The organism is Stenotrophomonas mexicanensis (genome assembly GCF_032911605.1).
Classification (GTDB): Bacteria; Pseudomonadota; Gammaproteobacteria; order Xanthomonadales; family Xanthomonadaceae; genus Stenotrophomonas; species Stenotrophomonas maltophilia_A.
Genome location: NZ_JAWJTG010000010.1, coordinates 79,462 through 93,147, shown reverse-complemented (window position 1 = coordinate 93,147; position 13,686 = coordinate 79,462). Strand labels below are relative to the sequence as shown.

Below are 13,686 nucleotides of genomic sequence, written 5' to 3'. Positions count from 1 at the left end.
AGCCATGCTCGACTGGGGAAAAGCAGTCGAGCATGGCTCGACTCTACAAGGGCCCGGTACCTACCGCAGGACATTTACCGGAGAACGTTGAACCGCACCTGCGTCCACGCGCCGTCGGTCGCCAGCGCGGTCAGGGTGTGTGCGCCCGGCTCGGCGAATTCGCGCTGCATCAACTGCGCGCCGTGGGTCTGTGCGATCCAGCGTCCATCCAGCAACCAGTCCACCACCTGTTCGCTGCCCAGCGCGCGCAGCTGCAGGCGCACGCCATGTTCCGAGTTCGGCGCACGCGCCAGCGTGGCGCCATCATTGAGGCCATCGATGTGCAGGGCCACGCTGGCCTCACGCCCGTCGTCGCGGCAATCCGGCGACAGCGCCGGCAACTGCGAGGCAGCGCGCGTGGCCTTGGGCAGCCACGGTGACAACAACGCCGGCCAGCGCGCGATCTCGCGCGCTACTTCCTCATGTGGATTACGGCAATCGGCCGATACACGCAGTCCGGTCCGCGCGTCGGCCAGGTAACGCTGCCGCCCCGGCTGCCAGCGCCGCGCCTCGCGCTCGGGGAAGGTCGGTGGTGCCGCGCCGTCCAGCAGATAGGCTGGCATCCGCCGTTGGCACAGCGCCGTCGGCAGGCCTTCGGCGCGTTCACCGGTCGGCCAGCAGATGTCTTCCTGGCTGACACTGGCCGGCATCGGCGCAGCAGCGGAATCGCCGCGCTGGCGCGGCAGGCTGTCCACCACTTCGAACATCAGCGGCAGCGCGGTCACCGCGCCGTACTGGCCCGGTAGCGGTGTGCCGTCCGGCCGGCCCACCCACACGCCCACGGTGTAGTGGCGCGTGCTGCCGATTGCCCACGCATCGCGGTACCCGTAACTGGTGCCGGTCTTCCAGGCCACGCGCGGGCGACCGCCAACATCGAAGGTGCCAGCGCTGTAGCCTGGGCGCGGGTTCGATTCCAGCATTTCGCGCACGATCCAGCTGGCGCCGGGCGAGGCCAATCGCCGCTCGATCATCGGTTCGTCATCGGTGTAGCGCACGCGTCCGGCAATGCCGTTGCGGTTGAGCGCGGCGAACGCGCCGACCAGATCTTCCAGCCGCGCACCGGTGCCGCCCAGAATCAAAGACAGGTTGGGCGTGCTGCCCGGCGGGAAGCGCAGCTGGATGCCGGAGTGCGACAGGCGCGCGGCGAAGCGCGCGGCCCCGACCCGCTGCAGCAGGTCCACCGAGGGCACATTGAGTGACAGCCGCAATGCACTGGAGGCACCAATCGGCCCATTGAAGGCCATGTCGAAGTTGCCGGGCCGGTAGCTGCCGAAACTCTGCGGCGCATCGACCAGCAGGCTTTCCGAATGGATCAGGCCATCGTCCAGCGCCATCGCATACAGGAACGGCTTGAGCGTGGAGCCCGGCGACCGCCAGGCCTGCACCATGTCGACGTGGCCGAGCCGCTGGCGGTCACCAAAGGACAACGTACCGACGTAGGCACGCGCCTGCAGAGTCTGGTTGTCGACCACCAGCAAGGCCGCCGAAGTACGCTCGGGCAATGTCGAGAAATAGCTCGCCACGCGTTCTTCCAGCGTGCGCTGCAGGCCGATGTCGATGCTGCTCTGGATGCGCGCCTGGCCCGGATGCGCCGAATGCAGGCGCTGCGCCAGCAGCGCGGCGTGCAACGGAGGTCGCAGCGAGCGTGCCACCACGTTCTCGATGCGCGCATCCTGCACTTCCTCCGGCGTCCACGCGCCCAGTTCGGCCATGCGTGACAGCACCTTGTCACGCGCTTTCTGCGCGGCTTCCGGGTGGCGGTCCGGGCGCAGCCGGCTCGGTGCCTGTGGCAGTACCGCCAGCAAGGCGGCCTCGGCATGTGACAGCTGCGCCGCCGGCTTGCCCAGATAGGCCCAGCTGGCCGCTTCCACGCCCTCGATGGTGCCACCGTAGGGCGCGCGCTCCAGATACAGGGCCAGGATCTGCCGCTTGCTCAGGTGAACTTCCAGCTGCACCGCGCGCAGCATCTGCTTGAGCTTTCCCCAGGGCGTGCGCGTATGCGGGTCGAGGATGCGCGCGACCTGCATGGTCAGGGTCGAGCCACCAGAAACGATGCGACCACCGCGCAGCAGCTGGCCGCTGGCACGCAGGATGGCCAGCGGGTTGATACCCGGATGGCGCCAGAACCAGCGGTCTTCGTAGGTCAGCAGCGCCTGCAGGTACAGCGGCGAGACGCTGTCGATCGACGCCGGATAGCGCCACACGCCCTCGGCATCGGCGAACGCACGCAGCGGCGTACCGTCGGCAGCCACCACCAGGGTGCTGGTATCGCGCTGCTTCGGCAGCGGCGGCGGGAAGGCGAAATCCAGCACCAGCAGCAGCGCCAGCGTGGCGGCCGTGCCCCAGCGCAGCCACGGCCACAGCGGCCGCAGCCGGCGGCGCAGGGCCGCCAGCCGGGTCGTCATCGTCTTCTTCATTGCAGCGTGCCGGATTGGAGCTCGCCAGCAGGACGGGCCGCGCCGTCGCGGCCCGTCCGCGCGGTCACGGCTGTACCACCGTGATCGTGGTCGGGTTGCTGCGGCCGACGCCACGCAGCTGCGGCCGGTACATGTCCTCCACCAGCGGCGGCGGCACCGAGTAGGTACCCGGGGTCACCGCACGCACCAGATAGAACACGTTGGCCTTGCTGCCACGCGAGAGCTTCAGCGCAGCCACATAGCGGTCGTCGCGGAACTCTTCGTGCTTGGTGTCGGCAGCTTCGCCGCGGTCGCTGATGGTGATGCCATCAACCACTACGTCGGCCCACTGCTTGGCATCGCCCAGGTTGAAGTTCTCGATCTCCAGGCCGGCCGGCAGCAGGTCGGTCAGCAGTGCATCGGGCATCGTGGTGTCGGCGGTGACGGTGACGCGCACGATCAGCGCTTCGCCTTCCTTCAGCGGACGCGGCGACCACAGCTTGCCATCGGTGCCGAAGTAGCTGCGCTCAATGCCCAGCACGCTGTTGTCCGGTGCCGGCGCACTGCGCGGGATGCCGGCCACGTCGATGCTGGCGAACATCGGCGGCTGGCCCTGCGGGGTGAAGCGCACGCCACTGGCCAGTTCGCTGGCACTGAAGTTGCGGCCGAACAGCTTGCGCTCACCGATGGCTTCGGTGTTGCCACCGATCACCAGCTCACCGGCCACCAGCGCCTTCTGATTGGCGGCGAGCGCCTTGCCAAGGCGGGCGATGGCCACCTGCTCCTGCGTGCTCAGCCACATCCAGCCGGCATTGCGGCGCGCATCCAGGCCACGGCCGAGGTCAACCGCACGGGCATCCCAGGCCGGCTTGGCCAGCTTGTTCTCGTGCGTCAGCGCGATCATCAGCGCGTCATCACGGATGGCGCTGCCATAGTCGCCGAAGTACGACGGGCGTTCGCTGCTGGACTTGGCGAAGGCTGCGGCCAGCGCAGCCTGGCCACGCTTGGCGTCACCCTGCAGCGACAGCGCCACGCCCAGATGGACCAGCGACAGGCCGCCGACCGCCTTGCTGCGCTCGTTGTCGTACAGCGTGCGCAGGGTACCCAGCGGCGCGCGGTTGACGCGGGCCAGCACGTAACCCGAGTACGCCTGGTTGGCGAACTTCAGGCTTTCGCGTTTTTCCTGGCCGTAGAACTGGTTGCCACCGGACAGCAGGTCTTCGCTCAGGCGGTTCAGCGCCTTCTGCAGCACGTTGTCCGGCACCGCGAAGCCACCGTCCTTGGCATCGAGCAGGAACTCGGCGATGTACGGGGTCAGCCACGGGTTCACGTAGCCGTCGTCACCCCACATCGAGAAGTTGCCGTTGGCCACCTGCATCGATGCCAGGCGACCGAACGCACCTTCCATGCGCTCGCGACGGGTCTTCGCATCCAGGCCGTCAGCGCCGAGCATGGACGACGTGGCCTGGTCCAGGATCAGCGCGGCGTAGCCCTTGCTGGTGGTCTGTTCGGCACAGCCGTACGGGTAGTTCAGCGCGCCCTGCAGCGCGCTGGCGAACGGGATCGGCGGCAGCGGGCTGACCAGCAGGCGGGCATTGACCGACTCGGACATCAGGCCATCGGTCAGGCTGTTGTCGAGGCTGACCGCGGCCAGGGGATCCAGCGTACGCACCTGCGAACGCAATACCTGCGGCCACGCCGCACGCACCGGCAGCTCGTAGCGGCGGTCGGCCTTGAAGCCGTTGCCGTCCACACGTACGCGCACCTTGGCCACGCTGTGGCCCTCACGCGCGGACAGCGGGAAACTCAGCGTTGTCTTGGCATCGGCATTCAACTGCACGCTGCGGCTGCCCTCGCCCAGGTTCAACGGGCCCTCGGTGTCCACCTTCACGTTGAACTGGCCCGGCTTGCCGGTGAAGTTCTGCACGTCCAGGGTCACCGTGCTGCGGTCGCCCGGGGCCAGCACGCGCGGCATGCTGGCTTCGGCCAGGATCGGCGCGCGCACCACGGTTTCCACGTCGCGCTTGCCGTACTGGTCATCGCTGTAGACCAGCGCCGACACCCGCAGGGTACCGTTGAAGTCCGGCACCTTCAGGCGGATGCGGGCGATGCCCTTGGCATCGAGCTGCACCGGGCCGGAGAACAGGTCCACGGTCTGCACGCGCGCGGTCGGGCGCTTGGCCTGCGGCAATGCCTGCAGCGCCATGTCGCCACCGAACTTCAGCTTGCCGGCACCGCCGTCAAAGCTCTCGATCACCCGGCTGTAGATGTCATAGGCATCAATGCCGAGGCGACGCTGGGCGAAGAAGTGCGCACCGGCATCGGGCACCGGGAAGCGGGTGATGTTGAGGATGCCCACGTCCACCGCCGAGACGGTGACGTGCGCCATCTTGCCGGCCAGCTGCGGTGCACTGACCGTCACCGGCAGGTCCTGCTCCGGTCGCATCTGCTTGGGCGCTGCCAGGCCGACGGCCACGGTGCGGCCCTTGCGGTCCATCGGCACGTGCACCACGCCCACGGCACGGGCTGGGGTGATCTTGCTCGGCGCACTGCCGCCACGGAACACCAGCGCGGTGATGTAGACGTCGTGGCGCTCCCAGTCGGCGGTGACTGGAATCTTGAAGGTCGACCCCGGCTTGGCGTCGATGTCCTGCACGTACAGCATGCGGTCGGTCTCGACCATCAGGATGCCCTTGCCGGCATGCGGCGGGGTCACCGTCACTTCCAGGGTGTCACCGGCCTTGTAGCCGGTCTTGTCCAGGCCCAGCTTGACCTTGTCCGGGCGCGCGTCCAGGCCGCGGTTGTCATCGCCCCAGCTCCAGCCGGCACGGAACGGGTAGCGGCTGGTCAGGCCGGTGGACGGATCGAACACGTCCACCCGGTACTCGCCCCACTCCACCGGGAAATCGAAGGCGACCGCGCTGCTGCCGGCGTCGACGGTGCGCGTTTCCTTGTTCTCGAAGCGGCGGGTGAAATCGTAGTCCCAGCGGTTGTCGTTGAAGGTCCAGTGGTAGTCGCGCAGCTCGCGCACCAGGGTGATCTTCAGGCCCTTGGCCGGCTGCGGCTTGCCGGCGACATCCACGCGCATCAGTTCGAAGCGCGCATTGCCGTTGGAATCAGCACCATCGTCGGGGTTGAACAGCGGCCGCACGCCGACCAGCGCGTTGGCCGGCCACATCACCCGCTTCAGGGTGCGGGTGACGGTACGGCCACCGGTTTCATACAGGCTGCCGGACAGCACCACCGCGATCGGTGCCTTGGCCTTGGCGGCCTCTTCCGGCAACGCCACATCCTCACGCAGCTGGCCGTTGCCCGGCAGCGTGGTGTCGATCACGTCCTTGGCTTCGCGCGGCAGCTGCAGGGTCGGGTCACCGAAGAAGTAGCCCGGCAGGCCTTCGACTGGCTGCTGTTCGGCGGCCACCGCCATGCGCGCAGTGAAACGGTTGCCGTCGGCCGGCGCACCGTACAGGTAGGCACCATTGGCCTGCAGGCGCAGGTCCTCGCCCGGCTTCAGCGTCTTCTGCGCGCTGTCCAGGTCCAGCTTCATGCGCTCGGGCAGGAACTCCTCGATGCGCAGGGTCATGCCCTGGATCGCTTCCTTGCTGGCCGGATCGGTGCGGAACTCGACCTGCCAGCGCCCGGTCGGCGCCTCGGCGGGGATCACCTGCTCGAAGTTGATGTAGCCCTGCTCGCCCGGCTGCAGGCGAGTCTCGCGGAAGGTCTTGCCGTCGGGCTGCTTCAGGCGCAGGAACACCGGCTGTGCCTTGACCGGCTTGCCATCGTTGTCGCGCAGCAGGGCGGACAGGCGCACGGTCTCACCCGGGCGGTACAGGTCACGGCCGGACCAGGCGTAAACGTCGAACCAGGCATTGTCACGACCGGCCACGGCAAATTCGCTCAGGTCCAGCGCCGGCTGGTTGAACGGCAGGAAGCTGGTGTCCTTGCCCGTGCTGGCGACCAGCACGTGGGTGGCATCCAGGGTGTAGTTCAGCAGCGCATTGCCATTGCCGTCGGTGCTGCCCTTCAGCACCACCTCGCCCTTGGCGTCGAGCACGCGCAGGTCGATGCTCTTCAGCGGCGCACCGTCCTTGAGGCCGGCGGTGTGCACGAACAGCTTGTCCTTGTAGGCACGGGTATGCAGGCCGATGTCACTGACCGAGAAGAACGCGGTATCGAACTCGCCTTCGTAGTCACCGGTACGCTTGAGCAGGGCGAAGTACAGGCCTGGCTCCTGCAGTTCCTTGATGTCCTGGGTCGGCAGGTAGGTCAGCACCCGCTCGTTCTTCTTGCCACCAAGGATGAAGCGGTTGACGTAGACCGGCTCGGCCAGCTTGTTGATCGGGCTGCGCTCGTAGTCGCTGCTCAGTTCCCAGCTGCCGCGGCGGCCGCCGCGCTGGTACTGGCTGAAGAAGGTCGGCAGGTCCTTCTCGCGCACGCGCAGGAATTCGACGTCGACTTCCGGCACGTTCACCGAGACCACCGGCAGGCCACGGCTGTCCTTGGCCGGCAGCACGCTGCCCTGCGAGGCGAAACCCACCACCGGCTTCAGCTCGCCGCTGAACACCTTCTGCTTCAGTTCATTGCCCAGCCGGCTGCCATCGGCGGCCAGCAGGTCGGGCGAGACCACCAGGCTGAATTCCTTGCCGGCCTCGACGAACGGATAGCGCAGGGTCAGGCCGTCATCGGACAGCGTCCAGCTGCTGTCGTCGGTGCCGACCTTCTCCTCGAAGCGCACCAGCTTGTCGAAATCCTGGGTGCCAACCAGCGGCCGCGAGAACTCCAGCGCCAGCGACAGGCCGTCATTCTTCTGGTCCGGGTAGGCACGCAGCAGGGTGAACTCCTTCACCTGCTCGGCCTGGGTGGTGATGGCTTCACCGCTGGCCTTGGGCAGCTGCCCGCTGTCGTTGCGGCAACCGGCCAGGCCCAGCAACAGGCCTCCTGCCAGTACCGCCGCCGCCCATCCCCACCGCTTCCGCCGTGCCGGACCGCTCATGTCGTCACTCCTTGATCGAGGCGGCCATTATAGGCAGGCCGCGTCAAGGTGTTGACGCGAATTCGGCAGCAAAGCATCGGAACGGTAGCGCCAGGCCATGCCCGGCGGGACCGGTAGTCGCCAACCTTGGTTGGCGTTGGGCCCGTGCCAACCAAGGTTGGCACCCACCAACGACGCCTACCCCGGCAGGTACAGGTCCACGTAATCGGTCACCGGCATTGCCGCCAGCGCCACCGGATCCAGCGATGCCGCCAGGATGCGCTGCTGCTGGGCGGTCGGGAAGCGGTGGGCCAGGTGCCGGCGGAACTTGTCCATCAGCAGCGGAATGCCCTCCCCGCGGCGCCGGGCGTGGCCCAGCGGATACTCCACCAGCACCTCCGGCAGTTCACTGCCATCGTTGAAGCGCACGCTCAGGCCGTTGGCGATGCTGCGCTTGTCCGGGTCCAGGTAATCGGCGCTGAGCTGCGGGTCTTCATGGCAGGTCATCTTCGCGCGCAGCGCATCGATGCGCGGATCCGCCGCCACATCGTCTTCGTAGTCCTCTGCCAGCAGCCGCCCATGCAGCAACGCGATGGCGACCATGTACTGCACGCAGTGGTCGCGGTCGGCCGGATTGTGCAGTGGGCCCCTCTTGTCGATGATGCGGATGCAGGCTTCCTGGGTGCGGATGGCGATGTGCGCGATATCCTCGACCTGCCGCCCCATCGCGCGCAATTGCTGGTGCAGCGCGATCGCTGCCTCCACCGCAGTCTGGCCGTGGAACTCGGCCGGGTAGCTGATCTTGAACAGCACGTTCTCCATCACATAGCTGCCCAGCGGCCGCTCCAGCGTCAGTGCCTGTCCATGCATGGACACAGCCTCGAAGCCCCAGGTCGGTGCACTGAGCACGCTCGGATAGCCCATTTCACCCGTTGCCGCGATCAGCGCCAGGCGTACGCCACGGCTGGTCGCATCGCCTGCGGCCCAGCTCTTGCGCGAGCCGGTGTTGGGCGCGTGCCGGTAGGTCCGCAGCGCCTGGCCATCGACCCAGGCCAGCGACACTGCATTGAGCATGCGTTCGCGATCCAGCCCGAGCAGCTGCGCCACCACAGCGGTGGTGGCGACCTTGACCAGCACCACATGGTCCAGCCCGACCCGATTGAAGGAATTCTGCAGGGCCAGTACACCCTGGATCTCGTGCGCCTTGATCATCGCCAGCAGCACGTCGTGCACGGTCGGCGGCGGGCGGCGCAGGGCCTGCGCGTTGCGACCCAGCCAATCGCAGACGGCAAGGATGCCGCCGAGGTTATCCGACGGGTGGCCCCATTCGGCGGCCAACCAGGTGTCGTTGAAATCGAGCCAGCGCACCATCGCGCCCAGGTTGAAGGCGGCCTGCACCGGGTCCAGCACGTAGTGCGTGCCCGGTACGCGCGCGCCGTTGACCACGCTGATGCCCGGCACCAGCGGACCAAGCAGCTTGCTGCAGGCCGGGAAGGACAGTGCTTCCAGGCCGCAGCCCAGCGTATCGAGCAGGCAGTGGTGCGCGGTCTGGAACGCCAGGGGTGAGTCGATGCGCGCGTCGCGCACGTAGTCGACGATGTCCACCAGCAGCGCATCCCACGCTGCACGCTCGTTGGATGGGGTGTGGTTGTCGGACATCGTCGATCTCCTCGTTACGGTGCACGGTTGCCCGTGCACCATGCCAACCAAGGTTGGCATCTACCAAAGCAATTGGTCACTGCGGCCCGGTAGTCGCCAACCTTGGTTGGCGTTTACCAACGCATCACTCGGCCGGCACCCGCACCTTGCCTTCCATCAGCACACGGGCGCTGCGGCTCATGATGGCCTTGGTCACCGTCCACTGGCCGTCAACGAGACCGGCCTGCGCACCCACGCGCAACGTGCCGGACGGATGGCCGAACGTCACCGCTTCGCGTTCGCCGCCACCGGCCGCACGATTGACCAGGGTGCCCGGAATCGCCGCGGCAGTGCCGATCGCCACGGCGGCGGTGCCCATCATCGCGTGGTGCAGCTTGCCCATCGACAGTGCGCGCGCATGCAGGTCGATGGCCGAGGCCGGAATGGCCTTGCCGCTGGATGACACATAGTCCTGCGCCGGCGCCACGAAGGCGACCTTCGGCGTGTGCTGGCGGGTTGCCGCATCTTCCAGGTTCTTGATCAGACCCATGCGCAGCGCGCCATGCGCGCGGATGGTCTCGAACTTCTGCAGTGCGGCCTTGTCCTCATTGATCGCCGGCTGCAGCTCGGTGCCGGTGTAGCCCAGGTCCGCGGCGTTGAGGAAGATGGTCGGGATGCCGGCGGTGATCATCGTCACCTCGAAGCTGCCCACGCCGGGAACATCGAGGGTGTCGACCAGGTTACCGGTCGGGAACATCGCGCCCGCATCACCGTCATCGGACGGATCGATGAATTCCAGCTGGATCTCGGCCGCCGGGAAGGTCACGCCGTCCAGTTCGAAATCGCCGATCTCCTGCACTTCGCCATCGCGCATCGGCACGTGCGCGATGATGGTCTTGCCGATGTTGGCCTGCCAGATGCGCACGGTGCACAGGCCATCGCGCGGCACCCGGGCCGGATCGATCAGACCATTGGCAATCGCGAAAGGACCCACTGCAGTACTGAGATTGCCGCAGTTGCCGCTCCAATCGACGAAGGCGGTGTCGATCGACACCTGGCCGTACAGGTAGTCCACGTCGTGGTCAGGCACCGAGGCGGTGGAGATGATCACGCACTTGCTGGTGCTGGAGGTGGCGCCGCCCATGCCGTCGGTCTGCTTGCCATACGGATCGGGCGAGCCGATCACGCGCATCAGCAGCGCATCGCGCGCGGCGCCCGGCATCTGCGCGGCCTCGGGCAGGTCCTGCAGGCGGAAAAACACGCCCTTGCTGGTGCCGCCGCGCATGTAGGTGGCGGGAATTCGGAGTTGCGGAAGAAAATTCATCGTCGGATCCAAGCGTTTGGATTTCAGGAAATGTCTTGCATCAGTGCGTCAAGGCCACGATCAACGCACCACACCCGCATGACGTCCACGCGGTCCGGCAGATCGAGGTAGTAGACGAGATAGCGTTCAAAGCCCGGAACCTGCATGAAGCGCAGGAGTGCCGGCAACTGTGCGGCGAGGTCGGCATGGCGGACGGAATCTGACGCAGGGAACATCGCAATACGTTGAAGCGTGGCCTCCAGCTCGGCGAGAAAGCGCTGACCCAGTGCCAGCCCTCCCTGTCGTGCGTACCACAGCGCGGCGTCGGCTGCGTCTGTCTCGGCCCGGGGCCTCCATTCAATCGCCTTCACGCTCCATCCTTTCGGTCAGTTCGCGACGCATCCGCTCGAATGTGGCCGCAGTCACCGGAACGGCAGGCCCCGACGCCAGCCCCTCGGCAATCAACTGCTTGAGCAGCGCTTCAGCCTTGCTGCGCTGACGCTGGCGGATCAGGTCACGCACATAATCCGACGTACTGGAGTAGCCGCCTTCGCGCACTTCCTCGTCCACGAACTGCTTGAGCGGATCGGTCAGCGAAATGTTCATGGTGGCCATGAAACTCTCCTTTGGCAGTTTTTGCCAAGTCAGTGTGCGCCCTGCCCTGGTGTCGGACAAGCCCGCCCCCGGCCTCCGGGGGCAGGCATTCAGTCCGGCATCACGCCACCTTGGCGCCTTCCAGGAAGTCCTGGGCGAAGCGCTGCAGCACGCCGCCGGCTTCGTAGATCGCCACTTCCTCGTCGCTGTCCAGGCGGCAGGTGACCGGCACGATCACGTCCTGGCCGTCGCGGCGGTGGATGACCAGGGTCAGGTCAGCGCGCGGGGTGCGCTCGCCGATCACGTCGAAGGTCTCGGTGCCATCGATGCCCAGGGTCAGGCGGGTGGTGCCCGGCTTGAACTCCAGCGGCAGCACGCCCATGCCGATCAGGTTGGTACGGTGAATCCGTTCGAAGCCTTCGGCCGCGATCGCCTCCACGCCAGCCAGGCGCACGCCCTTGGCGGCCCAGTCGCGCGAGCTGCCCTGCCCGTAGTCGGCACCGGCAATGATGATCAGCGGCTGCTTGCGGTCCATGTAGGTCTCGATCGCTTCCCACATGCGCATCACCTTGCCTTCCGGCTCCACGCGCGCCAGCGAACCCTGCTTCACGCTGCCGTCGTCGTTGCGCACCATCTCGTTGAACAGCTTCGGATTGGCGAACGTAGCGCGCTGCGCGGTCAGGTGGTCACCGCGGTGGGTCGCGTAGGAATTGAAGTCCTCTTCCGGCAGGCCCATCTTCGCCAGGTACTCACCGGCGGCACTGGACGCCAGGATCGCGTTGGACGGCGACAGGTGGTCGGTGGTGATGTTGTCCGGCAGCACCGCCAGCGCGCGCATGCCAGACAGCGTACGCTCACCGGCCAGCGCGCCCTCCCAGTACGGCGGGCGACGGATGTAGGTGCTCTGCGGGCGCCAGTCGTACAGCGGACTGACCGCCGCACCGTGCTCCACGCGCACGTTGAACATCGGGTTGTAGACCTTGCGGAACTGCTCGGGCTTCACCGAAGCCTTCACCACAGCATCGATCTCGGCATCGGTCGGCCAGATGTCCTTCAGACGCACCTCGTTGCCATCGGCATCCACACCCAGCACGTCCTTCTCGATATCGAAGCGCACGGTACCAGCGATGGCATAGGCGATCACCAGCGGCGGCGAGGCCAGGAAGGCCTGCTTCGCGTACGGGTGGATGCGGCCGTCGAAGTTGCGGTTGCCCGACAGCACGGCGGTGGAATACAGGTCGCGGTCGATGATTTCCTGCTGGATCTTCGGGTCCAGCGCACCGCTCATGCCGTTGCAGGTAGTGCAGGCGAAGGCGACGATACCGAAGCCCAGCTTCTCCAGGTCCGGCAGCAGGCCGGATTCTTCCAGGTACAGCTGCACCGCCTTCGAGCCCGGCGCCAGCGAGGACTTCACCCACGGCTTGCGCAGCAGGCCACGTTCGTTGGCCTTGCGCGCCAGCAGCGCGGCGGCGATCACGTTGCGCGGATTGGAGGTGTTGGTGCAGCTGGTGATGGCGGCGATGATCACCGCGCCATCGGGCATCAGGCCCTGCGCCTGCTCGGCCTTGCCCGCTTCCAGCTTGGCTTCGTCGGCGATGCCGCGCTCGGCCAGCTCGGCGGTCGCCACGCGCTTGTGCGGGTTGGACGGGCCGGCCATGTTGCGCACCACGCTGGACAGGTCGAAGCGCAGCACACGCTCGTATTGTGCGGTGGCCAGGTCATCGGCCCAGAGGCCGGTGGTACGGGCGTAGTTCTCCACCAGCGCCACCTGCGATTCCTCGCGGCCGGTCAGGCGCAGGTAATCGATGGTCTGCCCGTCGATGTAGAACATCGCGGCGGTCGCGCCGTACTCCGGGCACATGTTGGAAATGGTGGCGCGGTCACCGATGGTCAGTGCCGCGGCACCCTCGCCGAAGAATTCAAGATACGCACCGACCACGCGCTCCTTGCGCAGGAACTCGGTCAGCGCCAGCACCACGTCGGTGGCGGTGATGCCCGGCTGCGGCCTGCCGGTCAGCTCGACACCGATGATGTCCGGCAGACGCATCCACGAGGCGCGGCCCAGCATCACGTTCTCGGCTTCCAGGCCGCCAACACCAATCGCGATCACGCCCAGTGCATCCACGTGCGGGGTATGGCTGTCGGTACCCACGCAGGTATCCGGGAAGGCCACGCCGTCCTGCACGTAGACCACCGGCGACATCTTCTCCAGGTTGATCTGGTGCATGATGCCGTTGCCCGGCGGAATCACGTCCACGTTCTCGAAGGCCAGCTTGGTCCAGTCGATGAAGTGGAAACGGTCTTCGTTGCGGCGATCTTCGATGGCGCGGTTCTTCTCGAACGCCTGCGGATCGAAACCACCGCACTCCACTGCCAGCGAGTGATCGACGATCAGCTGCACCGGCACCACCGGGTTGACCTTGGCCGGATCACCGCCCTTGTCGGCGATCGCATCGCGCAGGCCGGCCAGATCCACCAGCGCGGTCTGGCCGAGGATGTCATGGCACACCACGCGCGCCGGGAACCACGGGAAATCCAGGTCGCGACGGCGCTCGATCAGCTGCTTCAGCGAGTCGGTCAGCGTGGCCGGATCGCAGCGACGCACCAGGTTCTCGGCCAGCACGCGCGATACGTACGGCAGCGTGGCGTAGGCGCCGGGCTGGATCGCGTCGACGGCGGCGCGCGCATCGAAATAGTCCAGCGAGGCGCCGGGGAGGGACTTGCGGTAATCGGTATTCATGGGC

General features: G+C 67.0%; 7 protein-coding genes. All 7 read right to left on the bottom strand.

What is annotated here, in order from left to right:
* Positions 1-74 precede the first annotated feature (74 nt).
* A complete protein-coding gene (gene pbpC, locus R1L06_RS06840) occupies positions 75-2,456 on the bottom strand; it encodes a penicillin-binding protein 1C (RefSeq protein ID WP_317217262.1) in 2,382 nt (793 codons plus the stop codon).
* Positions 2,457-2,520: 64 nt separating this feature from the next.
* The gene (locus R1L06_RS06835; RefSeq protein WP_317217261.1) at positions 2,521-7,428 is read right to left on the bottom strand and encodes an alpha-2-macroglobulin family protein; all 4,908 of its coding nucleotides are present in this window, start codon (positions 7,426-7,428) and stop codon (positions 2,521-2,523) included.
* A 177-nt stretch (positions 7,429-7,605) separates the two neighbouring features.
* Positions 7,606-9,066 (bottom strand): bifunctional 2-methylcitrate dehydratase/aconitate hydratase, encoded by a 1,461-nt coding sequence (locus R1L06_RS06830; RefSeq protein ID WP_317217260.1) that lies wholly within the window; start codon positions 9,064-9,066, stop codon positions 7,606-7,608.
* Between the two features lie 124 nt (positions 9,067-9,190).
* Positions 9,191-10,369: a 2-methylaconitate cis-trans isomerase PrpF gene (gene prpF, locus R1L06_RS06825; protein WP_317217259.1), complete on the bottom strand. Its 1,179-nt coding sequence runs from the start codon at positions 10,367-10,369 to the stop codon at positions 9,191-9,193.
* Positions 10,370-10,392: 23 nt separating this feature from the next.
* Positions 10,393-10,719 (bottom strand): type II toxin-antitoxin system RelE/ParE family toxin, encoded by a 327-nt coding sequence (locus R1L06_RS06820; RefSeq protein ID WP_317217258.1) that lies wholly within the window; start codon positions 10,717-10,719, stop codon positions 10,393-10,395.
* Complete coding sequence (locus tag R1L06_RS06815) at positions 10,706-10,963, bottom strand: type II toxin-antitoxin system ParD family antitoxin (protein WP_032127809.1); 258 nt, start codon at positions 10,961-10,963, stop codon at positions 10,706-10,708. The genes R1L06_RS06820 and R1L06_RS06815 overlap by 14 nt, the downstream gene beginning before the upstream one ends.
* Before the next feature lie 100 nt (positions 10,964-11,063).
* Positions 11,064-13,682, bottom strand: coding sequence for a Fe/S-dependent 2-methylisocitrate dehydratase AcnD (gene acnD, locus R1L06_RS06810; protein ID WP_317217257.1), 2,619 nt, complete (start codon positions 13,680-13,682; stop codon positions 11,064-11,066).
* Positions 13,683-13,686 lie beyond the last annotated feature (4 nt).

Coding starts and splice junctions, on each gene's coding strand:
- pbpC (WP_317217262.1), bottom strand. CDS start 2,456: ATGAAGAAGACGATGACGACCCGGCTGGCGGCCCTGCGCCGCCGGCTG.
- R1L06_RS06835 (WP_317217261.1), bottom strand. CDS start 7,428: ATGAGCGGTCCGGCACGGCGGAAGCGGTGGGGATGGGCGGCGGCGGTA.
- R1L06_RS06830 (WP_317217260.1), bottom strand. CDS start 9,066: ATGTCCGACAACCACACCCCATCCAACGAGCGTGCAGCGTGGGATGCG.
- prpF (WP_317217259.1), bottom strand. CDS start 10,369: ATGAATTTTCTTCCGCAACTCCGAATTCCCGCCACCTACATGCGCGGC.
- R1L06_RS06815 (WP_032127809.1), bottom strand. CDS start 10,963: ATGGCCACCATGAACATTTCGCTGACCGATCCGCTCAAGCAGTTCGTG.
- acnD (WP_317217257.1), bottom strand. CDS start 13,682: ATGAATACCGATTACCGCAAGTCCCTCCCCGGCGCCTCGCTGGACTAT.